Origin of the sequence: Jeotgalicoccus huakuii (genome assembly GCF_036665975.1) — a bacterium.
Lineage (GTDB): Bacteria > Bacillota > Bacilli > Staphylococcales > Salinicoccaceae > Jeotgalicoccus > Jeotgalicoccus marinus.
The window spans coordinates 21,028-44,557 of the sequence record NZ_JAVIYN010000006.1 but is presented as its reverse complement, the minus strand read 5'-3'; the positions used below and the strand labels follow the sequence as shown (position 1 = coordinate 44,557).

Sequence of the window (23,530 nt, the reverse complement as noted above, 5' to 3'; positions counted from 1 at the left end):
ATATATATACATTCATAGAAATAAAGGAGACTTCACTAATGGATTTACTAAAACAACAGATATTAGAGCAAGGTACCGCTTTATCGGATAATGTACTCAAGGTAGATAGATTTCTAAATCATCAAATCGACCCAAAACTTATGGTCGAAATCGGTAAGGAATTTTATCGTATCTTTAAAGATGAAGGTATTACTAAGGTTCTAACACTTGAATCTTCAGGTATCGCGCCCTCTGTTATGACGGCTTTAAATTTTGATGTACCTGTTGTATTTGCTAGAAAGAGAAAGTCATTAACCCTATCTGATAATCTCTTAAGTGCTCAAGTATTCTCTTATACTAAGCAAGAAACAAACATGATTAGTGTGTCAGATCAGTTCATTACAGCTGATGATAAGGTATTAATCATTGATGACTTCTTAGCAAATGGTGAGGCTGCCAATGCTCTGATTAGTTTAGTCGACCAGGCAGATGCTAAAGTTGTCGGTATTGGAATCGTTATTGAAAAATCATTCCAAAGTGGCGCAACAATTTTAAAAGAAAAAAATTATAGAGTAGAGTCACTAGCAAGAATTGAATCATTAACAGATGGCACAATCACTTTTAAAGAGGATAAAAACTAATGGCTTCTAATATTGAATCTCATGCAAAAGATTTTTCGCTTGGACTTCAGCACGTACTTGCTATGTATGCAGGCGCAGTTATTGTGCCGCTTATTGTTGGTAATGCGATTGGCTTAACGCCAGTGCAATTGACTTATTTAATTGCCATAGATATTATGATGTGCGGGGTCGCAACGATTCTACAAGTTTGGAAGAATAAGTTTTCAGGTATCGGATTACCTGTTGTGCTTGGTTGTACCTTTACCGCTGTTGGCCCAATCATCAACATTGCCAATACATATAGTGTGCAATCTGTTTATGGGGCAATATTAGTTTCAGGTTTACTTGTTGTCATTATTGCACCGATTTTTAGTAAACTTATACGCTTCTTCCCACCTGTTGTTACGGGGACTGTTGTTACAGTTATAGGAATTACATTGATGCCAGTTGCTTTTAATGACCTAGCAGGTGGTCAAGGTGCCGAAGACTTCGGCGCTCCAATCAACTTATTTTTAGGTTTCTCAACTTTAATTATTATTTTAATCATCTTAAAATTTGCTAAGGGATTCTTTGGTTCCATCGCAATCTTAAGTGGGATTATTGCTGGTACTGTACTAAGTTCTTTCTTTGGTCTTGTTGATTTTAAACCTATACTTGATGCATCTTGGTTACATTTACCTCATGTCTTTTACTTTGGTACACCAGAATTTCATATATTACCGATATTAACGATGACTCTAGTTGCCATGGTCAGCTTAGTGGAATCGACTGGTGTTTACTTTGCCCTTGGAGAAATTACAGATAAGAAAATTAAAGGTGAAGATTTAAAACGCGGCTACCGTGCAGAAGGTATTGCGATTGTCTTAGGTGGTTTAGTGAATGCTTTTCCTTATACAACCTTCTCTCAAAATGTCGGCTTGATACAAATATCCGGTGTGCGTAGAAACAAAATTATTTATATTGCGGGCGCAATGCTTATCATTTTAGGTCTCGTCCCTAAAATCGCTGCACTCACACTTACCATTCCGGGTCCAGTTCTCGGTGGTGCCATGATCGCAATGTTCGGTATGGTCATTAGTGCAGGCATTAAGATGTTGTCACGTATTGACCTGAATCAACAATCCAATATGCTAATCGTTGCGGTTTCAGTCGGTATGGGGCTCGGCGTTACCGTTGTTCCTGATCTATTCTCTGCCCTACCAGAAAACCTGTCTGTCATTACTTCTAGTGGTATTGTCATGGGGAGTTTAACCGCTATTCTCCTAAACGCAGTCTTTAACTTCAGGTCGATTGTTAATGCAAGAGATTTCTAGATATATAGTAAAAGGCGAGGTTCCGATTAAAGTCGGAACCTCTCCTTTTTGACTTAATATAGAGCAATACCTTGTTCATCAAAATGATGAAAATTTTCACTATCAAAACCGATAGTAATTTCTATACCATTTTTGATATCATGCTGACCTGGCCATTTAGCATAAATAATCCGACCTTTAAATTTAAAGGTTAATAAGGTATCCACTCCGAGCTGTTCAACACTGTCGACTATAACCTTGTAAGTACCACCTTGTCTTACATTCTCAGGTCGAATGCCAACTTCGTAACCAGTCGTTATCCCTAAATCTTCAGCTTTAATAATATTCATCTTAGGTATGCCTATAAACTCCGCAGTGAACCGGTTAGCGGGTTTATTATACACATTAATTGGCGTATCGACTTGTTGGATCTGACCATCGTGTAGGACACATATTCTGTCACCCATTGTCATCGCTTCTGTCTGATCATGCGTCACATAGATCATCGTTAGGTTCAGTTCTTGTTGTAGTAATTTAATCTCTCTTCTCATGTGCGTTCTTAACTGCATGTCTAAGTTTGACAACGGTTCATCCATCAAGCACAAGGGCATACGACTGACCGCCGCTCGAGCTAAGGCGACTCTTTGTTTCTGTCCGCCCGAAAGCTGTTTGGGTTTTCTTCTTAATAGACCATCTATACCTAATATGTTAACCGTGCGTTTTAATCTACCCTTTTGTTCATCTTTACTAATCTTTCTCGTCTTTAAGCCAAACAAAATATTTTCTTCAACTGTCATATGCGGATACAGGGCATAGTTTTGGAATACCATGGATATATTTCGGTCTTGCACAGCAATATCATTGATTTCTTTTCCATCCATTAGAATGCTGCCTGCTGTAATTTCTTCAAGGCCAGCAAGCATACGAAGGAGTGTTGTTTTACCTGAGCCGGATGGCCCAACTAAAACGAAGAATTCTCCACTATTGATGGTTAAGTTTATATTCTTTAGCACATGGTTTTCTTTTGTCCCATAGCGTTTTGATATATTTTTAAACTCTATATTTACACTCATACCAACCGCTCCTTATCATTACTTCAATTATACAGAAGGTCATGGATTGTTGCGACTTGTCTTCATGCTATAATAAAATTATATTATGTAATTTTAAAGGAGCTGACCTATTATGAAAAAAATGAACGTTGAGAGTTTCAATTTAGATCATACAAAAGTTGCTGCACCTTATATCAGACTTGCAGGCACAAGTGAAGGTGAACACGGTGATGTAATCTACAAGTACGATATCCGCTTTTGCCAGCCAAATAAGGAACACATGGATATGCCTGCCCTACATTCCATCGAGCATTTAATGGCTGAAAATATTCGTAATCATCACGACCGTGTGGTTGATTTAAGCCCGATGGGTTGCCAGACTGGTTTTTATTTATCAGTCTTAAATGATGATGATAAAAATGGCATTGAAAATGTGATGGAGAAAACGTTAAATGATGTTTTAGAAGCTAAAGAAGTGCCCGCTTGTAATGAAGTACAGTGCGGTTGGGCAGCGAGTCATAGCTTAGAAGGTGCTAAGGAAATCGCTCAAAAAATGTTAGCTGACAGAAATGAATGGGGTACAGTTTTCGCTGAATAGACACACTTTTAGGCCGCTCTTTACCTAGAGTGGCTTTTTTTATTTACATCAGTTAAAGTGACGGTTAAGATAAGTTGAATAAGGATATTAGAAAGAGGTCTTACTATGATTACACCTGTATGGTTAATGTGGATAATCACGCCAGTGGCATTTATCTTCATCCCATTTAAATTATTGATTGATTGGTTTTTAATCTACCTACCACTCGGTAAAGAATATAATCGTAAAGAAATCACAGTTAAAGCATCGTGGAAAATTTGGTTAACTGACATAGGTGCCCACCTTATAGCGACTGGGTTATTATATGCAACACTCTTTATCGACCCACTCTTTAGATCAAATCCGTCATCTTTTGATGAAGTTAAAGAGATAAGTAATAATACACCTGACTGGATTGTCGGCTTATTTGAAGGATTGATTGCTAATCCATTCGACAGCATCTTCAGTGCTGCTGTAGTTTTAATTCTATTTTTAGTTCTTATCCTAGGGCAATACCAGCTTACAAAGAAAATCTATGCTAAATATATCCAAGACGATAATCAAATTATCAAATCGAGCATTATTTCTACGCTCGCTATGGCACCTTGGATTATTTTAATTCCAACTGCCTTGTTTACATCTCTAGTATAGAAGCATATTAAAGCCCCCTTTCTTCAATTTAATTTGGAGAAAAAGGGGGCTTGTTTTTGTGATGCGAAGTCGTTTTTATTTCGAGTTCGCGAGGGTCACTCTACTTCTTCGCACTTTCCATTTTCTCGAGTACCTTGTCCAGTGTTGGCATGGCTGCTTGGGCTCCAAATGATTCAACACTGATTGATGCTGCAACATTGGCAAAGTTACAACTTTCCTCAAGTGATTTCCCTTGTGCAATATAAGACACGAAGGCACCGTTGAAGCAGTCACCAGCGCCTGTAGTATCGACTACTTTTGCTTTCATCGTGGGTACAGTAACCTTATATGCATCTACTGTGTAATAACATCCTTTACTTCCACTAGTGACCACAAATTTGTGAGCATAGTTATGAAGTAATCCTGGATGTGCCTCAGCAAGTTGAGTCAGTTCAATTTGATTTGGTGTAATGTATGTGCTGTGTTCTAAAATTTTGTCTGTCAATGCTTGTGCCGGTGCTGGATTCACGACTAGGTCAATTTTATTTTCAGCACAGACTTCAGCAACATAGTCAACTGTTTCCATTGGAATTTCCAACTGAGTAACGACCATATCACTGTTTAGAATCGCTTCTTTATGCTTATCAATCACTTCTTTTGTCATAGATGCATTGGCCCCTGGCACAATAATAATCGTGTTATCCATGGGATTTACTGTAATCATGGCGATGCCACTTTCCTTATCATCTACCATTTCAATATTCTCTACGTTAATGCCTTCATTTTTTAGATTGGCAATCATTTCTTGGCCGAAAACATCATTTCCTACTCTGCCGATAAAGGTCACATCACAGCCAAGACGGGCTGCTGCTACGGCTTGGTTCGCACCTTTACCACCACATAGGGTTGAAAATTTCTGACCAGTAAGTGTTTCTCCGATTTCTGGGTGTCGTTCTGAGGTTACGACTAAATCCATATTTAAACTGCCTATTATTGTAACTTTTGGCCCAGTCATGATTCATTTACCTCCAAGGTTTTAAAGATTCTCTAGTTTATCTAATAAGATTAGCTGAAATTTATCAAGCTCAAGATCTGTTAATAAGGTGACATTGCGTCCTTCTTCTGGTGCAGTATGTCTGAGGTCACACACTGTCATACCACGGTTAATGCCATCCGTACAGTCAACATCAACACTGACTTGTTGTCCTTTAAAAATCTCAGGGTTTGTTACATAGATGATTGCAACAACATCATGGATATGAACGAGATCACTATTGATGTAAGCCGGTGAATCAAAGTAGAAATTCAACATATCACCAAAAGCGTGTTGAATTTTCTTATCACTATCGTATAACGCCTTCACTTGTTCACGGTTTAAACCACTTTTATGCGTCACATCTAAACCACACATTACTATAGGAAGATTAGAATCGAAGACCATTTTGGCAGCTTCAGGGTCTCCCCATATATTAAATTCAGCTGTCGGCGTTCTGTTCCCATAAGTACCTCCACCCATGATCACAATTTTTTCTATTTTTTCACTGACTTCTGGGAAAACTTTCAATAATAGTGCGATGTTCGTCAAAGGGCCCACTGGAACAAGGGTCATTTTTTCACCCTCTGGTAAATTCATGATTGTGTCTCTCATGAAGACTATTGGATTTCCTGGCTCTACAGTTTTAGATGTTTTTGGTAATACTGTATCACCTAATCCTGTTGTTCCATGAACATGTCCAGCATCTACTTTTTCACGCGTTAAGGGACCGACTTGTCCACTGACTACAGGAACATCTAAATTTAAGAAATCCGTTAAAAGCAGTGCATTATTTGTGACTCTCTCAATTGTTTGATTGCCTGCAACAGTCGAAATTCCATGAACGTTTAGAACATCTTGACTTGCAGCACAGGCTGCGATTGCGATTGCATCATCGATTCCCGGATCACAATCAATCCATATATTTGTTTTAGTCATGTTTACACCTCACCGTAAGATTCGAGTACAGCTTCAAAGACATTCCAAAATTCTTCTTGGTCTACTGACCAAGCAAAATGTGTATTCGCTTGTAATCCAGTAACATTTAATTTATCAACAGTGGTCATACCATAAGAAAATTCACCTTTAGTTTCAATGCTTACATTGAGGTGCTGCATGTCGAAAAGTTCAGGTTTCATTAAATACATTGTTGTACATGCATCGTGAATAGGCCCACCATTAAAGCCGAAGTGATCTTTATAGGCTTGGCCAAAGAAGATGAGTAATTCTTTGACGAATTGTGCGATTTCGTTATCGATCTTACCGACACGTTCAACAATATCAGGAGTGGCAATTACTTGATGTGTCACATCTAAACCAAACATAGCGATTGGAACACCACTTTCAAAAACAACCTTGGCCGCTTCAGCATCAACATAAATATTAAACTCAGCCCCAGGTGTCCAGTTACCAAAGGTTCCGCCACCCATCAATACAATTTCATCGATGTTTTCTTTGATCTCTGGAGCTTTTATTAAAGCCATTGCAATATTCGTTAATGGACCTGTTGGCACAAGCGTCACTGCTTCTTTAGAGTGTTTAACTTGGTCAATGATAAAATCTACAGCATGCCCTTCTTTAACCGTCATCGTTGGTTCTGGTAATTCAGGACCATCCATACCTGTGTCCCCATGAATTTCCGGTGCTATTTCTGACTGTTTCACTAGTGGGCGTTCTGCACCTTGAACGACGGGAACTTCTAATTTCAATAGTTCAGCAACTTTGAGTGCATTTTGTGTATTCTTTTCAACTTCTACATTACCTGCAACAGTCGTAATACCTAAAATATTTAAATCACTTTTCTTAGATGCTGCAATAATAATAGATACTGCATCATCATGTCCTGGGTCACAATCTAAAATTACATTTCTCATTATAATCTCTCCATTTTTTCTTTTTTATATAGTATGAGCCGATTAATTTTTATAATAATACACAGCAAGCTGTGTTCGGTCTCTTAAATCAAGTTTTGTTAACATCTGTGAGATATAATTTCTCACTGTACCCTCACTTAGATATAAGCGCTCTGATATTTCTTTATTATTTAAACCTTCTGCTACCAGTTCAATAATATCCTGTTCCCGCGTGGATAATTCACCGAGTGCTTTAGATGTCGACGTTGTCGACATGGTTTTAACGATATTACTATCAAATACCATATTACCGGATAATACAGCATCTATGGCTGGAATAATACCCGTTAAGTTATCCTTTAGTAAATAACCCTTACAGCCCATACCAAGTGCTTGATGAATATATTCATCATCCTTAAATGTAGTAATCAAAAGTATCTTGGCATCACTAAATTCTTCTAATATTTCCTGACTCGCTTCTAAACCGGACTTATTTCTCATTCTGATGTCTGTCATTAACAAATCAGGTTGATAAGTTCGATACAGTTCAACCGCTTCCTGACCATCTGAACCTGTTTTGATCACTTCATAGTTAGAATTATTGACGATTGTCGATAAGGCAGATACGACTAATGGATCATCATCAACGATTACTATCTTCATCTAGTTAGTCCCTCCTTATAAAAAATCGCATGGACGGTAAAGCCTTGGTCGTTGAATGTGTTTAGTACCCCACCATATTTCACTACGACTTCCTTCATTGTTTGAATACCCATGCCCTTATTCGGCACCGTCTTCGGTGTACCATTATCTTTGATTGTCATAGTTAGATACTTCGGATGTTCCTTGATAATTACCCTAATTTCATCACCATTTGAATGCTTAGTAATATTAGTGAGAGATTCCCGTACAATGGCCAAAATATCTATTTTTTCTTCTTGCTTAAATTCTCGATTAACATCAAAAACGAAATGTGTTTCGAAATTTTCCATGTCACTTAAATACTGTTCAATTCTTGCCTCGATATCAATCGAAGTATCATACAGATGATGAATACTATGTCGTATGTCGTTCATTCCTGTCTTTAAGCGGTCTTGTAGCATCTTTAATGATTGCTTTAATTCCGCTTCATCATTGACGAATTGTAGAGATTCAATTAATAGAATACTCGATGATAAGGAGTGCCCGAGCGCATCATGCATGTCTCTTGCGATTCGATTTCTTTCATTTAATCCCGCTAAGTATATATCTTTTTCATGGTTATTCATGAGTTCATTACGCTGAGCCCTTAGTCTAATATTATCCTCGGTAAGTTGATCTCTCATATTTCTGTTCTCTTTTGTTCTTCTTTCTAATTTTAATGATAAAAAAGATAGGTACATCAGTAATACACTAAATATTAAGAGGACCCATTCCGAAAGTAAAAAAAGGGGGATGAATCCAACGATACTGTATGGCCCGACAAGTTGTAAGAGCACATAAGTCGCTGCTGGAACAAAGTAAACGAAATGTGTGTCCAAAAACAACAGCATAAACATGATGATAACAGAGAAATAGGCGATGTATCTTGTCTTAAATACGTCTGAGACAAAAAATAGTATGAATGACACAAGTACGATAATCACTGATGCTTCACTTTCAGCAAACAGATAATAAATTAACAAGATCAAAAAAGTCATCATCTTTTCATTTAAGTTCCCCATCTTTTCACCTCACAATATGACATTTGTCACTTGATATCATGACCAGAGACACTAACGGCAGATTCATTCCTATTATAAACTTAAATTAATCAATATTATACAGGGAGGAAATATTATGATTTCTGTCGACAAAGTCGTTAAACGCTATAAGGATGTTATTGCATTAGACCATTTTTCATTTCATGCAGGAAAAAATGAAATTGTAGGCTTACTTGGTCCGAACGGTTGTGGTAAAACAACTGCAATTAATTGCATGTTATCCCTCCTAAAATTCGATCAAGGTACGATTGAATTATTTGGACAGCCTGTAAATCCAAATAATAATAAAACAAAAGCGAGAATTGGGATCGTGCCACAAGAACTCGCTATTTTTGAAAAACTAAATGTCGTAGAAAACGTCGATTTCTTCTGTGGGCTGTATGTAAAAAATCCAGCGAAACGAAAAGAACTAGTCGATGAAGCCATTAACTTTGTAGGACTTGAAAAATATAGAAAGTTTACCCCAGGTCACCTATCAGGTGGTTTGAAGCGTCGCCTTAATATCGCCTGTGGTATCGCACATAAGCCGGATATCTTATTTTTAGATGAACCGACTGTCGCCGTCGATGCTCAGAGTCGTAATTTCATTTTAGATGGCGTAAAAAAGATGAAGGATCAGGGCACAACAGTGATATATACAACCCACTATTTAGAAGAGGCAGAAGACCTATGTGATTCGTTTGTCATCATGGATAATGGGCGAAATATTGCTGCTGGTTCTTTAGAAGACTTACAGAATTCTATATCCACTACAGAAAGTATCACCGTTAAGTTCATCTCAGAACCAGACAATCTAAAGGAATTGTTGGAGAATATTAGAAACGTCAATCAAGTCATTAAATCCAACAATACCTATAACATCCAATTCGATAAAAACAATAACAATCTAACGAATTTGATTCACTTTATCGAAGAAAATTCTCTGACTTATACAGAAATACGAAGTGAACAACCATCTCTAAGTAATATCTTCCTGGAGCTAACAGGTAAGGAGTTGAGGGACTAATGAATCTCTTACGTTTAACCAAGTATTTACTGTTAATTAACTTTAAGGATTTTGGCTTCCTTTTTTGGACGATTGCTTATCCTCTCGTCTTGGTAACAATATTCATGGCAACCACAGCTAACCTTGGTAGTAATGAGCTATCTGACATTGATGTCGGTGTAGACAGTCAATATGAATATACTGCTGTCTTAGAAGAAATTGAATTTATCAATGTTCAAGAGATGACCGAGTCAAATGCACGAACCGACTTATCTGACGAAGCAATCACTGGATATATTAGTTCAGATGGAAGCCTTCTTGTAGAAGGTAGTGGTTTTGAACAAACCGTCTTAGAATCTGTTTTAAATCAAGTTCACCAAACTGGTACACTCGGAGTTTCACCAGAAAACTTTAATTATGAAACTGACTTTATTCAAACAACGGATATGGATACTGAGCCTCAAGTGGTAATGTTCTACTCGACGATAGCAATGATTTCACTCTATACCATGTTCACGAGTATGGAGCTTATTTCATCGATGAGACCGAACCTGTCTACTATGGGTGCCAGATTCTCCGCCAGCCCATTTTCTAAGTCGCTCTATATTTTAGCAAGTTCACTAGCCTCTCTCGTGTTAGGACTGTTTTCATCAGGAATTGTCATCGGCTTCTTGATGATATTCTATCAAGATAATTTGTTTAATAATCTACCTGCAACACTAGGAATCGTGCTTGCCGCGAACTTTGCCGGTCTAGGATTAGGTTACATTATCGGTTTAACACCGAAAGTAAATATAAATGTGAAATCTATCTTCCCTGTCGTACTCATTGTTGGCCTAGCATTTCTAGCGGGTCTTATGGGTCCTGGCTTAAGAGGCATGATCAATCAACAAGCACCTTTGATTAACCAGCTTAATCCACTTGCACACATTACTGATTCGATTTACCGAGTCAATTTGATGGGGAATTATGATGGCTATTGGATGACTATATTGTATCTTGTTGGTATCACACTTGTCTCAGCCTTGATTACACTTGTCGCTTTAAGGAGGAAACAATATGACAATATTTAGAGTAATTCTCCTACACTTTTGGAAGTATAAGTGGCTGATCTTGCCACTTGCTATCGTGTTCTTCTTAATTGCAGCGATGTTCAGTCAATTTTCTGATCAAGGAGAGTTCGAATCACAGTCACTTAGAATCACTGTCGTTGATTATTCAGAATCTGAAAGTTCAGAGGCTTTAATCGATTATTTAGAACATGGCAATCAAGTAGAAGTTGTCAATGACAAAGCACGTTCAACATTAGAAGAAGCGGTGTTCCTTTCAGAAATTCACGGGGCGATTATTATTGATCCTAACTTTGAGGACCTCGTTCAACAAGGTGATGCTGCAGTTGAAATCATTAGTGATGAACGAGCGACAGCAAGTACTCAATTAGAGACCGAGATATCAAAAGTACTCATGTTCATGAATGCGCAATATAACGAAAGCGGTCAACTCGATACAGAACAACTCGATACAGCATTAAATGAAAGAGTTGAAGTGTCTTTAAATGATGATGGCTTAGCAAGCAGTGAAGAAAACTATAACAATGCTGCTGCTTATTCTAACTTTGCTGCTTACTGGCTTATGTTACTGTTGATGTTAACGATCGGTAACTTGATGTCTGAGTACAATAAACCAGAGTTACAAAAGCGTATTATTGCAGCACCAGTATCATCTACCTCTAGCGCCATTCAAATTTTATCCAGTCAGTCTCTTGTCGGTATATTTGCAACACTCATCATGTTCTTTGGACTCGTCGGTTTATATTATGACCGTTTAGATGGTATACCACTAGGTAAGATACTCGTCGCTCTACTATTGATTACGCTATTTACACTCGCCATGCAATTTGCCATTAATGCACTGACAACAAACCGCTTCATGGTCAATGGGCTCGCGAATCTAATCACCCTAGGATTAGCCTTTATGTCAGGTATATTCGTACCAATAGAATTGTTCGGAGATACTGCAAGACGAGTCGCAGAGTTCCTACCGCTTTACCACTATACACAGATTTACGGTGCCTCAGACATCACTTGGTCAGAGACCATACCGTCAATCGCAGTGTTGCTCCTATACACTGTAGCTTTCTTGATTATTGGAATTATTTTCAACAATCAACGGAAAAGTACACAGTTATGATGAAGTTATCAGGGTTAGGATAAAGTTCCTAGCCCTTTTTTCTATAAGTCCACTGCATTCGGGTGAGTTGTGGAAATTTCGCCCTGCTTTTTCTATAAGTCGGTGGCTTTGATGGGACTTATAGAAAAAAAGCGCACTAGACTCCTTGGGGAGTCTAGTACGTTTTATATAATAGGCTAGCAACCATGCTATTTCTTAAACAACTCATCTATGAATTCAACATCTTCTGGATCTAAGTCTATTTCTGCCGCTCTCATGTTTTCTTTAATTTGTTCACCTTTTTTAGCACCAGGAATAATCACATCTAATGATGGTCTCGTGAAGTAAAATGCAAGTACAATCTGTGCAACATCTTCACCATATTTTTCTGCAAAAGCTTTTAATTGATCAACTTTAGCTAAATTCTCCTTAAAGGTATCTTCCTGGTAGTACGGTAGATTAGCTCTTAAATCATCAAATTTTGTATTTTCATCGTACTTCCCTGCTAACAAGCCTGCAGCTAGAGGGAAGAAAGGAATAAAGGTAATGTTGTTATCTGCCGTATATTGTAAAATTCCATCTTCTGCTTCTCTATTAAAAAGATTATATTCATTTTGAATGACGTCAACATAACCATCTTGATTCGCTTCTTTAAGTTGTTCTAAAGAAAAATTTGAGACGCCAATCGCCTTAATCTTCCCTTGTTCTTTTAATTCTTGTAAGGCTGCAACTGCCTCATTTTTTGGTGTTTCACTATCTGGATTGTGAATATAAAATAAATCTATATAATCAGTGTCTAATCTTTCTAGGGCCGCATCTACGGCTTCACGAAAAAATTCTGGTGAATTATCAACAAACATTTCACCGTTGTCATCATAGTTCTGTGCCGCTTTAGTCGCAACAACAATATCTTCACGATTATATTCTTTTAAAACTTCACCAATTAGTTCCTCAGAACGCTTCGGACCATATATAAAAGCTGTGTCTAACATTGTTACGCCTGCATCAATTGCTTCTCTAACTGTATTTTTCCCCGCTTCTTCATCAACATCTTTGTATAGGTTATGTCCACCTACAAAGTTTGTACCAAGTGCAATAGGGTGTACAGCAACTTCTGACTTACCTAATGAAACGAATTCTGCCATGAGTGTGCCTCCTAAGTTTTGTGTGAATCATTAATGCTACTTTCATCCTAACTGAAATTTGTTTAAGGTTAAAGATTTGAACTTGCAGTTAAGCGCTTTTTTTAGCATACTATAAAGGAGTGTAAAACTTTTAAAGGAGTGTTATTTAATGAATCAAGAACAGCTTGATAAAGTAAAACAAGGTAACGGCTTTATAGCTGCCTTAGACCAAAGTGGCGGAAGTACGCCTAAAGCATTAAAAGCTTATGGTGTCGATGAAAGCCAGTACTCTAATGAAGATGAAATGTTCGACCTTGTACATGAAATGCGTACACGTATTGTAACTTCACCTTCATTTACTTCTGATAAAGTTCTAGGTGCGATCCTTTTCGAACAGACAATGGACCGTGAAGTTGAAGGTGAATACACAGGAAATTATTTAGCAAACAAAGGTGTTGTACCTTTCTTAAAAGTCGACAAGGGCTTAGCTGACGAAGAGAATGGCGTACAGTTAATGAAACCTATGCCGAACCTTGAAGATTTACTAGCGCGTGCAAATAACCGTCACATCTTCGGTACAAAAATGCGCTCTAACATACTTTCAGCAAATGAAGAAGGCATCAAGGCAATTGTGGACCAGCAGTTTGAAGTTGGTAAACAAATTATCGCTGCTGGCTTAGTGCCAATCATTGAGCCTGAAGTTAACATTCATGCTGAAGACAAAAAAGAAATCGAAGAAATCTTAAACAGAGAAATCTTACAACAATTAGACACACTTGCTGAAGATGAGTTAGTGATGTTGAAATTGACGATCCCAACAGTTGCGGATCAGTACAAAGCCTTGGTTGATCACCCTAATGTGATTCGTGTTGTTGCCTTATCTGGTGGATATACTCGTGATGAAGCAAACGAACTACTAAAAGAAAATCACGGTGTGATAGCTAGCTTCTCACGTGCACTTTCAAGTGATTTACGTGCGGATCAATCAGACGAAGAATTTGATGCGAAACTCGCTGAAGCGATCGATTCAATCTACGATGCATCAGTAAATAAAAAATAATATTTAAAAAAGACAATGGTAGCTGCCATTGTCTTTTTTATAAAGGAGAATCCATTGATGAAAGCCTTATTAAATATTGATTATACTTATGACTTTGTGGCAGATGACGGAAAGCTTACAGCAGGTAAACCCGCACAAGATGTACACGATGCGTTAGTAAAAATTACTAAAGATTTTATCGACAATGGTGACTATACGATATTAGCGATTGATGCACATGAAGCAGACGATCCCTACCATCCAGAAACCAAGCTTTTCCCACCTCACAATATCATTGGTACAAGTGGTCGTGATTTATACGGTAAGTTAGAAGCGCTTTACCAGGAGAATAAAGATAAAGATAATGTCTACTATACCGATAAAACCCGCTACTCTGCTTTTGTTGGTACGGATATCGAGCTCCGTTTGAAGACGCGTGGTATAACTGAAATTCATTTAGTCGGTGTGTGTACAGATATTTGTATTTTACATACAGCGATTGATGCCTATAATAAAGGTTTTGATATTGTGATTCATGAAGCTGCAGTACAAAGCTTTAATCCAGAAGGACATAAGGCAGCACTTGACCACTTCAAGAATTCCTTAGGTGCAAAAATTATCTAGTAATAGAAAGTGGGTTTTAAGCTTGAATCCAGCAGTTACTTTTAGTGAAGCAGACAGGCAAGATTTAGAAAGTATTGTTGAAATGCTTGCGGATGATGTACTAGGTAGTAAACGTGAACACTTTGAATTACCTTTGCCTGAAAGCTATTTAAAAGCATTTGAAGCTATTGAAGCAGATCAAAACAATAAATTAATTGTTGCTAATTTAGAAAATGATATTATCGGTGTCATGCAAGTTACTTTTACACCCTATCTCACACATCAAGGTGGATGGAGAGCAACCATTGAAGGCGTCAGAACATCTTCAAACATACGCGGAACCGGGGTCGGATCTAAAATGATTGACTATGCCATTCAAATAGCAAGAGAACGCGGATGTAATCTTATTCAACTGACCACAGACAAACAAAGAGTTGACGCCTTACGCTTTTATGAACACCTAGGTTTTAGAGCAAGTCATGAAGGTCTAAAAATGAAGTTAATATAAAGTTCTCGGTGATAAGTATGCTATGTTTTTGGCACTTATCACCATTTCTACTCTTTTCGGTGATAAATCACCTTTATTTCTGGCACTTATCACCATTTCTATTTTTTTCGGTGATAAGCGCGCACTAAATATAAATCAAAATGTCGATAGACCGAGAAATTCTTGTATTCTATACAAAATAGTCTTACCAAGTGACTCTTCAGCCTCTTCTTCATAGTCTAAAGTATATTCTGCCCCGTCATTATTCCAAAGTGTGTCATAGTACGTCGTCACATGGGAAGCAAAGTCACTATCTTTTGGTGCAGTCACCATCATATTTGTCTCGAGGTTATAATCGTCTAAATTTCGTCTCGTAAAATTGGCTGACCCGCCATTAAAGATGACTTCATCCTCAGTTTCTAACATGATAAATTTTGAGTGATATTGCTCACCACTTGATTTATACCAACGGATTTCCGGTGGATTTTCATAGGACATCAATTCATCTGCCACCGGCTTATTTGGCACCCCGTTCTTCTCATTACCGAAGGCATCTTTATTTATATCCAAAATCAACTTCACATTCACGTCACGGTCGAGTGCTGATTTTAACGCCTCAATAACATCACGGTCTGACAAATAAAACAGCCCAATCTTCAGATGATTTTCAGAATCAGCCTCATCTATCATAGTCAAAATATTTTCTTTAATCTTACCTTCTGTCATGAATTTCACTTTGTATTCGCCAGTCTCATCTTCAGTTTCAAGCCCATCTTTGAAATCACTAAAGATTCGTGTATCTCCACCGCTAAAGTTCACGACAGCTCTTTCCGAATCTAGAAATTCTTCGATAATTGGTCCACTAGTCTTTAAAGCAATATTTGAATGATACGCACTTGCATCATGTGGATTTAAGGAAGTTACCAATACATCTTTCTCATTGATGACAACTTTTCTATGATTGGCTTTAAAGTTCAACATCTGTATATATGAACGAATATTAACTTCAGGGCCATCGGGCCTAAGCGCATTGGTCAGCCAAGCTTCTTTTGAGGTCCCCAAATACTGTAAATATGAACGATAAACCCCTGAATAAATCGAGTTAGAGTCTCTGAGCTTAGATAAATCAGTATAGATAAGGTGGATACCCGCTTCTTCAAGAGCAGCTAGGTGATCTGGTGTATAGGTTCCATAAAATGTATTGATCGGATCTGTTATAAAAACAATTTCTAAGTCTGGATTTTTATTCTTTTTATCAATTAGTTTGTCTGCTAAATCTTGTGATATGGTTGGAAAATCTAAAGTTTCATGGTCATAGTCATCATTAAATAAGAACATGTCGATAACGAGAAAGTCTTCTGCCTCATCAATCATCTGGTAAATCTCATCAATAATTTGTTGCTTGGATTGTGACTCACCTTCAGCATTCATCAAAGTAATGTCATACAAAAAATTCACATCATCAGTTTGATAGAATTCTGATTCATAGGAAACATCATTTGGAACCGGCATAAAATGGCGAGCTGTCATCACAACTAAGGGAATGAGCACGATAAATAACAAAACGATGTACAAGACGTAACGCTTTTTCATAAGTCACCTCATCTGAGTCATTCACTCATTAATGACGCCCCAACATGATATAATATAAACTACCAATTTTAAGGAGCTTAAATTCGTGAATATCAATGTATTATATGAAGATAATCATCTGTTGATTGTCGACAAGCCTGTTAATATACCTGTTCAAGCGGACTCTTCAGAAGATGAAGATCTCTTAACTCTATTAAAAGCATATATAAAAGAAAAATACAATAAGCCTGGAGATGTTTTTTTAGGTCTAGTACACCGTCTAGACCGTCCCGTTGGTGGTGCGATTGTGTTTGCAAGAACATCTAAAGCTGCATCCAGACTATCAAATGAAGTACGTTTGCATAAGTTAGAACGTGAATACCATGCGGTAGTTGAAGGTACTTTGAATCAGAAAAAAGGGACCTTAACGAATTACCTCTTCAAAAACCAGGCAAAAAATATTTCGAAAGTTGTACACAAAAACCACAAAAATACCAAAGAGGCAAAATTGGACTATGAAGTCAAAGAGGCAGTAGATGGTTTATCTCTGGTTAAAGTCAAACTACATACAGGCCGCTCGCACCAAATTAGAGTCCAATTGTCCCATGCAGGCCATCCATTAATTGGCGATCAAAAATATAATAAAAATGCTGAAGCTGGAAGACAGATTGCCCTGTATTCAACCTATTTAAAGGTTAAGCACCCAACAAAAGATGAATATATTGAGGTTAACTGTCAGCCGCCTAGCACCTATCCATGGAGTGAGTTTAATGTGTTTAATTAATTTTAATATTGGCGCACACCATAAATATAAAATGATTATGGCAGCCAATCGTGATGAGTCCTTTGAACGACCAACTTCACAAATAGCTTGGTGGGATGATCATCCAAATATTTTTGGTGGTCGGGATTTAAAAGCAAATGGAACCTGGCTTGCGATCACAAAGTCAGGTAAAATAGGAGCATTGACTAATATTCGTAATGCTCATGAAATGACCAAAATTGCTGACAAGTCTCGTGGTGAATTGATTGTTAATTATCTATTATCACACCAAAATGGTGAAGAATATTTAAACCAATTAAAGTCTAAAAATGAAGATTATGCTGGCTACAACTTACTTGTTGGAGACACTGACCGTCTCTACTATATGAACAACTATCAGTACGATATCAGTGAAATTACACCTGGCACCCATGGTCTGTCCAATGAATTCCTCAACAGCCCCTGGCCAAAAGTTTTAATCGGTAAAGCCGAACTGGATAAAGTCCTCACCGATGATGACATTGATATAGAAGCATTATTTACATTACTCGGCAATACTGAAGAAGCATCAGATGATCAAGTCCAACAAACAGGTGTAGACTTTGGATTAGAGAAACAACTCTCACCATTATTCATCAATATTCCAGATTTTGAATATGGTACAAGATGTTCTTCAGTCATTCTTGTTGATCACGACGATAACATGACTTTTATCGAGCGGACATTCTATAAAGGTCAGCAAACTGGTGAAAGAAAAGAAACGATTATAGTCAAAAAATAATACACAGGTTCGCAAACTCCCTGTCAAAAAAACTAAGGAGAATTACCATTATGAACGTTAGAGATTTGGCAATAAACGCCGTCTTAGCTGCAATTTATGTTGCACTCACAGTCATCAACCCTATCGGTACCGGTGCCATTCAACTGAGAGTCAGTGAGATTCTCTGTGTCATTCCATTTTTTAACCGCAAATACATTCCAGGTATTTTATTAGGTTTAGCAATTGCTAATGCCTTTTCGAGCTTAGGCCTTATTGATGTTGCTGTCGGTTTAGTAATCGGAATCATCGCGTATACGATTTCATATTTCGTTAAAAATGTATGGCTCAACGCCGTACAATATTCTATACTTTCCGGACTAATTGTCGCTCTAGCACTTTACCTAGTGCTTGGCATTCCATACTGGTTCAGTGTCATGACTGTCGGTGCTTCTACACTGATTATGACGCTAATTGGAACCTTCATATTTAAGAAGTTTGGCGATAGAATCTTGCCAGAATAATAATGAGTCACCCTTGACCACATGGTTCAAGGGCTTTTTTCTATTGGCTAGCATTTTAAACATGTCCAATGGAATTTTCACCCTCTTTTGTCTATTCGACTCTCTTTTCGGCATGCCCAATAGAATTTTCAACTCCTTTTGTCTATTCGACACGCCCTTCCTGATGTCTTATGGACCTTCCACCACCAAATCAAAAATAAAAAAGGTATGCCCCTTATAAAGGGACATACCTCAATCAAAATTTACATCTATTACATCATACCTGGCATGCCGCCACCCATGCCACTCATGTCGCTGCCACCGTTTTCTTCTGGAATGTCAGCAACAACAGCTTCTGTTGTTAAGAACATTGCAGCGACTGATCCTGCATTTTGTAAGGCAGAGCGAGTTACTTTTGTAGGATCCACAATACCTGTTTCTACCATGTTAACCCATTCATTTGTTTTAGCATTATATCCAACACCAGCTTCTTGGTTTTTAAGTTGTTGTACAATTACTGAACCTTCTAGTCCAGCATTTTCAACAATTTGTCTTAACGGCGCTTCTAATGCTTTAAGGACAATATTGATACCTGTTTGTTCGTCACCTTCTGCCTCTAATTCAGCGACTTTACTGTGCACACCTGCAAGTGCTGTCCCACCGCCTGCAACGATACCTTCTTCAACAGCTGCACGTGTTGAGTTCAGGGCATCTTCAATACGTAGTTTACGTTCTTTCATTTCAGTTTCTGTTGCCGCACCGACTTTGATTACTGCAACACCACCTGCTAATTTAGCAAGGCGTTCCTGAAGTTTTTCTTTATCGAAGCTTGAAGTTGTTTCTTCAATTTGTGCTTTGATTTGACCGACACGTCCATCGATTACATTTTTGTCTCCTGAACCTTCAACAATCGTCGTATCATCTTTAGTTACGTGAACTTTACTTGCACTACCAAGTAAATCTAAAGTTGCGTCTTTAAGTTCAAGTCCTAACTCATCAGTGATCACTTGACCACCTGTTAATACTGCAATGTCTTCTAGCATCGCTTTACGACGGTCACCAAATCCAGGTGCTTTAACTGCAATCACATTAAATGTGCCACGGATTTTGTTTAAGACTAAGTTCGTCATTGCATCGCCATCAACGTCGTCAGCAATAATTAGAATTGGACGTGAAGATTGAACGATTTGTTCAAGTAATGGCACTAAGTCTTGGATATTAGAAATCTTCTTATCAGTGATTAAGATATAAGGGTTATCCAGTTCAGCTATCATTTTCTCTGAATCCGTCACCATATAAGGGGATAAATAACCACGATCAAATTGCATACCTTCAACGACCTCCAATTCAGTTTTGAAGCCACGTGATTCTTCAATCGTGATGACACCGTCATTGCCGACTTTCTCCATAGCTTCAGAGATATACTCTCCAATTTCAGGATCATCTGCTGAGATTGAACCAACTTGAGAAATAGATTCTTTGTCTTGTACAGGTTTAGAAATTTCTTGAAGTGCTTCTACTGCACGGTCTACCGCTCTACCAATACCTGTACGTATACCAACTGGGTTTGCACCACTTGTTACGTTCTTAAGACCTTCTTGAATCATCGCATGCGCAAGTACTGTCGCAGTTGTTGTACCGTCACCAGCAATTTCATTTGTCTGGTTTGCAACTTCTGCTACAAGTTTTGCACCCATGTTTTCATATCGGTCTTCAAGTTCAATTTCTTTTGCAATCGTCACACCATCATTAGTGATTAATGGTGCAGCATATGGTTTATCTAAAACGACGTTACGTCCTTTAGGACCCATCGTCACTTTTACAGCATTCGCTAATTTGTCCACACCAGCAAGCATTGACTGACGTGCATCTTCTGAAAACTTAAGTTCTTTAGCCATGATTATACCTCCAAAATTTCATAATATGTTAATTATTAATTATTCTACAACTGCTAAGATTTCTGAATCTGATAAAATTAAGTAAGTATTGTCACCATATTCAACTTCTGAACCAGCAAATTTCTGATAAACGACTCTGTCGCCTTCTTTAACTTGCATATCTACAGTCGTTCCATTTTCTAAGACACGGCCTGTACCAACAGCAACGACAACACCTTCTTGAGGTTTTTCTTTTGCCGAGTCAGTTAAAATAATACCGCTAGTTGTTTTTTCTTCTTTTTGTGTTAAATCTACTATTACACGATTTCCAATTGGTTTTAGCATGGAAATGGCCTCCTTATTATTCTTGCTTAATTATAAAATAACAATGAGCTGGCACTCTTTACATCAGAGTGCTAACACAAATTATATTAATCAAAATTGGTCAATATTGCAAGCAAAAAGACTGAAATACTTTTGACTTACTTCATTTTAATGTAAGATAAAATTATTCGAAATTGGAGGTTTAATCTTGAGACGCTTATATAGCCTACTTATAATTTTAACATTCTTGGCAGTACAATTTGCACTCTTACCTATCGGTTTGGTTTTTGCTGCTTTAGATCCGACACTTGGACCAAATGAACTGGTCGAAAAAATGATTCCATATCAGATTATTACCTTTGCACTCGGTGCAATCATCGTTATCGTTATCGGTAATCTTCACAAGAACAAAAATCGTATTGAACTTGGCAAACAGTCTGATCCATTACTTACAACTGTCTGGATTATCGGTGGGGTGGTACTTGCCTACCTTTCACAAATTGTCGCAAGTTTAATCAATATTTCTATACTCGGAAACCCTGTCGAAAGTGAAAATACGATGGAAATCGTCGATATGATTTTCTCTTCTCCATTTATGGTGCTCGTCGTCGTATTATTTGGACCGATTATAGAAGAATATGTATTTAGAAGAGCAATATTTGCTGAGATTTTCGAACTATTTAAAGCAAATTCTACAACTCAAAAAGTCATTGCCTTCTTAGTTGCAGGACTCGTGAGTGGTTTAATATTTGCTGTTGCTCACGCTGACTTCACCCATATTCTTGTCTATCTTTCTATGTCATATGTCTTTAGTTTCTTATATGTCATGAGTGGTCGATTACTCGTTCCAATCATCGTTCATATCTTGATGAACGGTATCGTTGTCTTGATTCAAACTGTCTTTAGAGATTATTTAGAACAGGCGGCTGAACTCCAAGACCAACTGAACTTAATTTTAACGACATTCTTTATGTAAAATTAAAAACGCTCTGTAGTATTAGCTACAGAGCGTTTTTACATGCTTATCTTTTAGAATCCTCGGCCAGCACCACCGCCGCCTCCGGATCCTCCACCGAAGCCACCGAAACCGCCGCCAAAGCCGCCGGAGCCTCCAGATGAACCACCTCCGGGTGGGAAGAAGATGACCGGACCATTACGACCGCGTCTACGACCACCTGAGCCGCCAGTCCCTGAACCACCTGAACCACCGTTGAATATAGAGTAGATTACATATAAAATCACCATAAAGATTGCGAGTCTAATTAAAACGGCAAAGAAACTATCTGGCTCTTCTTCACCTTCATCAGACGCTGGTTGTTCTCTTGTAAATTCCCCATCTTCATAGCCGTATGCTTCTAACGACTCCTCGTAAATCGCAGTGTAAAGGTTGGTCATTGCTGCCTCATAATTGCCCGCAACAAGATCATCATATGCGACATTGTCTATAATTCGACCGAGCTTGGCGTCGTTTAAATAACCCTCAACGCCATAACCAACTTGAATTTCCACACCTCTATTATTGAACTCATTGTCGTTATCAAGATTGAGAAAGATAACAATCCCATTATCTTCTTCACTCTTACCTACACCATATTCTCTGAGTGCGCGCAGTGCGAAGTCTTGACGGTGTTCTTGGCCAGTCGAGTCCATGGTAAGTAATAGTAGCTCAGCACCGGTACCTTCTTCTAAATGCGTACCCATGTCATTGATTTCAGATATGGCAGATTGACTGAGTACATCAGCATTATCCTGCACAAAATAATGATTTTCATTAAGCGCCGGTAAATCGACTCTTGCTTCTGCTGGCGTCGTAATGAGTAAAAAGCTCAAAACGACACCAATAAAAGCAATAAGCTTTTGCATTACTCGCCACCATCTTCGTCATCTTGGTTCGTATTAAAATCAACCTCTGGTGCATCCTGTGCAGAATCATCCGCTTCGAAGTAAGGTTTTTCATCGAAGTTAAAAATACCAGCAATAATATTACCTGGGAAAGTTCTTGTATTTCTATTGTACTCTTGAACAGCTGTATTGTAGTCCTGGCGTGCGACAGCAATTCTGTTTTCCGCACCTGCTAACTCATCTCTTAGACCTGTAAATTGCTCACTCGCCTGTAGTTCTGGATAGTTCTCAGAGATTGCTAATAAACGAGACAAAGCACTTGTCATCTCATTATTTGCCTCAGCCATTTCTTCGACATTACCTTCAGAACTTGCAATTCTAGAACGAGCATCTGCAATATCAGTAAATATTTCTTCCTCATGAGAAGCATAACCTTGAACTGTGCTCACTAGGTTTGGAATTAAATCCCCACGTCTTTGGAGCTGAGTTTCAATCTGAGATTGCTTTCCATTAACCTCTTCATCTAAATTAACTAAGCTGTTGTACCTTGGTACAATCATAATTAAAACAATAATAATAACTGCTGCTAATACACCAATCGGTATCAGATACTTTTTCATATGTGCGCCTCTTTTCATTATACTTTTTAATTAACGATAAAAACCGTTATTTTATAATACCCATATTCACCCTATTTATTGCAAGAT

The 23,530-nt window shown here is 37.9% G+C and carries 26 protein-coding genes and 1 riboswitch; of the genes, 14 read left to right on the top strand and 12 right to left on the bottom strand.

The features are described from left to right. The first annotated feature begins 38 nt into the window (after positions 1 to 38). Complete coding sequence (locus tag V6E76_RS04495) at positions 39 to 620, top strand: xanthine phosphoribosyltransferase (protein ID WP_247349585.1); 582 nt, start codon at positions 39 to 41, stop codon at positions 618 to 620. Further along, positions 620 to 1,912 carry a nucleobase:cation symporter-2 family protein gene (locus V6E76_RS04490; protein WP_247349572.1) on the top strand — a complete coding sequence of 431 codons (1,293 nt, stop codon included), beginning with the start codon at positions 620 to 622 and terminating at the stop codon, positions 1,910 to 1,912. Before V6E76_RS04495 ends, V6E76_RS04490 begins: the two co-directional genes overlap by 1 nt. A gap of 53 nt (positions 1,913 to 1,965) precedes the next feature. On the opposite strand, the gene V6E76_RS04485 is transcribed toward V6E76_RS04490, so the two are convergent. Then, positions 1,966 to 2,964, bottom strand: coding sequence for an ABC transporter ATP-binding protein (locus V6E76_RS04485; protein ID WP_247349571.1), 999 nt, complete (start codon positions 2,962 to 2,964; stop codon positions 1,966 to 1,968). 112 nt (positions 2,965 to 3,076) lie between these two features. On the opposite strand from V6E76_RS04485, the gene V6E76_RS04480 reads away from it, so the two are divergent. After that, positions 3,077 to 3,541 carry an S-ribosylhomocysteine lyase gene (locus V6E76_RS04480; protein WP_026866747.1) on the top strand — a complete coding sequence of 155 codons (465 nt, stop codon included), beginning with the start codon at positions 3,077 to 3,079 and terminating at the stop codon, positions 3,539 to 3,541. Between the two features lie 105 nt (positions 3,542 to 3,646). Beyond that, on the top strand, positions 3,647 to 4,171 hold the full coding sequence (locus V6E76_RS04475; RefSeq protein ID WP_247349569.1) for a hypothetical protein: 525 nt from the start codon (positions 3,647 to 3,649) through the stop codon (positions 4,169 to 4,171). A gap of 100 nt (positions 4,172 to 4,271) precedes the next feature. On the opposite strand, the gene rbsK is transcribed toward V6E76_RS04475, so the two are convergent. From rbsK to V6E76_RS04450, 5 genes are read right to left on the bottom strand one after another with little or no spacing between them, the layout of a single operon-like run. Further along, complete coding sequence (gene rbsK, locus V6E76_RS04470; RefSeq protein ID WP_247349567.1) at positions 4,272 to 5,165, bottom strand: ribokinase; 894 nt, start codon at positions 5,163 to 5,165, stop codon at positions 4,272 to 4,274. Positions 5,166 to 5,186: 21 nt separating this feature from the next. After that, positions 5,187 to 6,122: a nucleoside hydrolase gene (locus V6E76_RS04465; RefSeq protein WP_247349558.1), complete on the bottom strand. Its 936-nt coding sequence runs from the start codon at positions 6,120 to 6,122 to the stop codon at positions 5,187 to 5,189. A gap of 2 nt (positions 6,123 to 6,124) precedes the next feature. After that, on the bottom strand, positions 6,125 to 7,057 hold the full coding sequence (locus V6E76_RS04460) for a nucleoside hydrolase (protein ID WP_247349548.1): 933 nt from the start codon (positions 7,055 to 7,057) through the stop codon (positions 6,125 to 6,127). 42 nt (positions 7,058 to 7,099) lie between these two features. Continuing rightward, positions 7,100 to 7,699, bottom strand: a complete 600-nt coding sequence (locus V6E76_RS04455) for a response regulator transcription factor (protein ID WP_247349546.1) — start codon at positions 7,697 to 7,699, stop codon at positions 7,100 to 7,102. Further along, a complete protein-coding gene (locus V6E76_RS04450) occupies positions 7,696 to 8,739 on the bottom strand; it encodes a histidine kinase (protein WP_247349535.1) in 1,044 nt (347 codons plus the stop codon). Before V6E76_RS04450 ends, V6E76_RS04455 begins: the two co-directional genes overlap by 4 nt. Positions 8,740 to 8,854: 115 nt before the next feature. Here V6E76_RS04450 and V6E76_RS04445 point away from each other — a divergent pair, with 115 nt between their 5' ends. The 3 genes from V6E76_RS04445 to V6E76_RS04435 are packed head-to-tail and all read left to right on the top strand — an operon-like array spanning position 8,855 to position 11,953. Then, positions 8,855 to 9,784, top strand: coding sequence for an ABC transporter ATP-binding protein (locus V6E76_RS04445; protein ID WP_247349524.1), 930 nt, complete (start codon positions 8,855 to 8,857; stop codon positions 9,782 to 9,784). Next, positions 9,784 to 10,836, top strand: a complete 1,053-nt coding sequence (locus tag V6E76_RS04440; RefSeq protein WP_247349523.1) for an ABC transporter permease — start codon at positions 9,784 to 9,786, stop codon at positions 10,834 to 10,836. Before V6E76_RS04445 ends, V6E76_RS04440 begins: the two co-directional genes overlap by 1 nt. After that, positions 10,823 to 11,953 (top strand): ABC transporter permease, encoded by a 1,131-nt coding sequence (locus V6E76_RS04435; RefSeq protein WP_247349521.1) that lies wholly within the window; start codon positions 10,823 to 10,825, stop codon positions 11,951 to 11,953. Before V6E76_RS04440 ends, V6E76_RS04435 begins: the two co-directional genes overlap by 14 nt. 188 nt (positions 11,954 to 12,141) lie before the next feature. Here the strand turns inward: V6E76_RS04435 and V6E76_RS04430 are convergent, their stop codons facing one another. After that, a complete protein-coding gene (locus V6E76_RS04430; protein WP_247349519.1) occupies positions 12,142 to 13,077 on the bottom strand; it encodes an aldo/keto reductase in 936 nt (311 codons plus the stop codon). Positions 13,078 to 13,225: 148 nt separating this feature from the next. Between V6E76_RS04430 and V6E76_RS04425 the strand changes: the two genes are divergently transcribed. Genes V6E76_RS04425 through V6E76_RS04415 form a run of 3 tightly spaced genes read left to right on the top strand, consistent with a single transcriptional unit; the run spans position 13,226 to position 15,206 of the window. Continuing rightward, a complete protein-coding gene (locus tag V6E76_RS04425) occupies positions 13,226 to 14,116 on the top strand; it encodes a fructose bisphosphate aldolase (RefSeq protein ID WP_247349510.1) in 891 nt (296 codons plus the stop codon). Positions 14,117 to 14,170: 54 nt separating this feature from the next. Beyond that, positions 14,171 to 14,719 carry a cysteine hydrolase family protein gene (locus tag V6E76_RS04420; RefSeq protein WP_247349987.1) on the top strand — a complete coding sequence of 183 codons (549 nt, stop codon included), beginning with the start codon at positions 14,171 to 14,173 and terminating at the stop codon, positions 14,717 to 14,719. 22 nt (positions 14,720 to 14,741) lie between these two features. Then, positions 14,742 to 15,206, top strand: coding sequence for a GNAT family N-acetyltransferase (locus tag V6E76_RS04415; RefSeq protein WP_499797718.1), 465 nt, complete (start codon positions 14,742 to 14,744; stop codon positions 15,204 to 15,206). A gap of 135 nt (positions 15,207 to 15,341) precedes the next feature. On the opposite strand, the gene V6E76_RS04410 is transcribed toward V6E76_RS04415, so the two are convergent. Beyond that, positions 15,342 to 16,778 (bottom strand): phospholipase D family protein, encoded by a 1,437-nt coding sequence (locus tag V6E76_RS04410; protein WP_247349509.1) that lies wholly within the window; start codon positions 16,776 to 16,778, stop codon positions 15,342 to 15,344. 85 nt (positions 16,779 to 16,863) lie between these two features. Here V6E76_RS04410 and V6E76_RS04405 point away from each other — a divergent pair, with 85 nt between their 5' ends. The 3 genes from V6E76_RS04405 to V6E76_RS04395 all read left to right on the top strand — a co-directional run bounded on the left by V6E76_RS04405 (position 16,864) and on the right by V6E76_RS04395 (position 18,801). Next, on the top strand, positions 16,864 to 17,541 hold the full coding sequence (locus tag V6E76_RS04405; protein WP_247349507.1) for an RluA family pseudouridine synthase: 678 nt from the start codon (positions 16,864 to 16,866) through the stop codon (positions 17,539 to 17,541). Continuing rightward, positions 17,528 to 18,301, top strand: a complete 774-nt coding sequence (locus V6E76_RS04400; RefSeq protein ID WP_247349505.1) for an NRDE family protein — start codon at positions 17,528 to 17,530, stop codon at positions 18,299 to 18,301. The genes V6E76_RS04405 and V6E76_RS04400 overlap by 14 nt, the downstream gene beginning before the upstream one ends. Next, positions 18,300 to 18,343: riboswitch (PreQ1 riboswitch) on the top strand. Its footprint overlaps the gene before it by 2 nt. 8 nt (positions 18,344 to 18,351) lie before the next feature. Continuing rightward, positions 18,352 to 18,801 carry a QueT transporter family protein gene (locus tag V6E76_RS04395; protein WP_247349503.1) on the top strand — a complete coding sequence of 150 codons (450 nt, stop codon included), beginning with the start codon at positions 18,352 to 18,354 and terminating at the stop codon, positions 18,799 to 18,801. A gap of 251 nt (positions 18,802 to 19,052) precedes the next feature. Here V6E76_RS04395 and groL read toward each other — a convergent pair whose 3' ends face one another. Beyond that, complete coding sequence (gene groL, locus V6E76_RS04390) at positions 19,053 to 20,678, bottom strand: chaperonin GroEL (RefSeq protein WP_247349501.1); 1,626 nt, start codon at positions 20,676 to 20,678, stop codon at positions 19,053 to 19,055. A gap of 39 nt (positions 20,679 to 20,717) precedes the next feature. Next, positions 20,718 to 21,002, bottom strand: a complete 285-nt coding sequence (gene groES / locus V6E76_RS04385; RefSeq protein WP_026866728.1) for a co-chaperone GroES — start codon at positions 21,000 to 21,002, stop codon at positions 20,718 to 20,720. A gap of 187 nt (positions 21,003 to 21,189) precedes the next feature. On the opposite strand from groES, the gene V6E76_RS04380 reads away from it, so the two are divergent. Beyond that, positions 21,190 to 21,957 (top strand): type II CAAX endopeptidase family protein, encoded by a 768-nt coding sequence (locus V6E76_RS04380; RefSeq protein ID WP_247349493.1) that lies wholly within the window; start codon positions 21,190 to 21,192, stop codon positions 21,955 to 21,957. A gap of 53 nt (positions 21,958 to 22,010) precedes the next feature. Here the strand turns inward: V6E76_RS04380 and V6E76_RS04375 are convergent, their stop codons facing one another. Next, entirely contained in the window at positions 22,011 to 22,844 is an 834-nt protein-coding gene (locus V6E76_RS04375; RefSeq protein ID WP_247349491.1) for a TPM domain-containing protein, read from the bottom strand. Beyond that, complete coding sequence (locus tag V6E76_RS04370; protein ID WP_247349490.1) at positions 22,844 to 23,443, bottom strand: LemA family protein; 600 nt, start codon at positions 23,441 to 23,443, stop codon at positions 22,844 to 22,846. Before V6E76_RS04370 ends, V6E76_RS04375 begins: the two co-directional genes overlap by 1 nt. Between the last annotated feature and the right edge of the window lie 87 nt (positions 23,444 to 23,530).

Excerpts from the sequence above, each read along its gene's own strand:
- V6E76_RS04400 (WP_247349505.1), top strand. The coding sequence starts at position 17,528 with ATGTGTTTAATTAATTTTAATATTGGCGCACACCATAAATATAAAATG.
- V6E76_RS04465 (WP_247349558.1), bottom strand. The coding sequence starts at position 6,122 with ATGACTAAAACAAATATATGGATTGATTGTGATCCGGGAATCGATGAT.
- groL (WP_247349501.1), bottom strand. The coding sequence starts at position 20,678 with ATGGCTAAAGAACTTAAGTTTTCAGAAGATGCACGTCAGTCAATGCTT.
- V6E76_RS04430 (WP_247349519.1), bottom strand. The coding sequence starts at position 13,077 with ATGGCAGAATTCGTTTCATTAGGTAAGTCAGAAGTTGCTGTACACCCT.
- V6E76_RS04440 (WP_247349523.1), top strand. The coding sequence starts at position 9,784 with ATGAATCTCTTACGTTTAACCAAGTATTTACTGTTAATTAACTTTAAG.
- V6E76_RS04495 (WP_247349585.1), top strand. The coding sequence starts at position 39 with ATGGATTTACTAAAACAACAGATATTAGAGCAAGGTACCGCTTTATCG.
- V6E76_RS04410 (WP_247349509.1), bottom strand. The coding sequence starts at position 16,778 with ATGAAAAAGCGTTACGTCTTGTACATCGTTTTGTTATTTATCGTGCTC.
- V6E76_RS04475 (WP_247349569.1), top strand. The coding sequence starts at position 3,647 with ATGATTACACCTGTATGGTTAATGTGGATAATCACGCCAGTGGCATTT.
- groES (WP_026866728.1), bottom strand. The coding sequence starts at position 21,002 with ATGCTAAAACCAATTGGAAATCGTGTAATAGTAGATTTAACACAAAAA.
- V6E76_RS04395 (WP_247349503.1), top strand. The coding sequence starts at position 18,352 with ATGAACGTTAGAGATTTGGCAATAAACGCCGTCTTAGCTGCAATTTAT.
- V6E76_RS04450 (WP_247349535.1), bottom strand. The coding sequence starts at position 8,739 with ATGGGGAACTTAAATGAAAAGATGATGACTTTTTTGATCTTGTTAATT.
- V6E76_RS04375 (WP_247349491.1), bottom strand. The coding sequence starts at position 22,844 with ATGCAAAAGCTTATTGCTTTTATTGGTGTCGTTTTGAGCTTTTTACTC.
- V6E76_RS04435 (WP_247349521.1), top strand. The coding sequence starts at position 10,823 with ATGACAATATTTAGAGTAATTCTCCTACACTTTTGGAAGTATAAGTGG.
- V6E76_RS04370 (WP_247349490.1), bottom strand. The coding sequence starts at position 23,443 with ATGAAAAAGTATCTGATACCGATTGGTGTATTAGCAGCAGTTATTATT.
- V6E76_RS04455 (WP_247349546.1), bottom strand. The coding sequence starts at position 7,699 with ATGAAGATAGTAATCGTTGATGATGATCCATTAGTCGTATCTGCCTTA.
- V6E76_RS04460 (WP_247349548.1), bottom strand. The coding sequence starts at position 7,057 with ATGAGAAATGTAATTTTAGATTGTGACCCAGGACATGATGATGCAGTA.
- V6E76_RS04480 (WP_026866747.1), top strand. The coding sequence starts at position 3,077 with ATGAAAAAAATGAACGTTGAGAGTTTCAATTTAGATCATACAAAAGTT.
- V6E76_RS04425 (WP_247349510.1), top strand. The coding sequence starts at position 13,226 with ATGAATCAAGAACAGCTTGATAAAGTAAAACAAGGTAACGGCTTTATA.
- V6E76_RS04445 (WP_247349524.1), top strand. The coding sequence starts at position 8,855 with ATGATTTCTGTCGACAAAGTCGTTAAACGCTATAAGGATGTTATTGCA.
- V6E76_RS04490 (WP_247349572.1), top strand. The coding sequence starts at position 620 with ATGGCTTCTAATATTGAATCTCATGCAAAAGATTTTTCGCTTGGACTT.
- rbsK (WP_247349567.1), bottom strand. The coding sequence starts at position 5,165 with ATGACTGGGCCAAAAGTTACAATAATAGGCAGTTTAAATATGGATTTA.
- V6E76_RS04485 (WP_247349571.1), bottom strand. The coding sequence starts at position 2,964 with ATGAGTGTAAATATAGAGTTTAAAAATATATCAAAACGCTATGGGACA.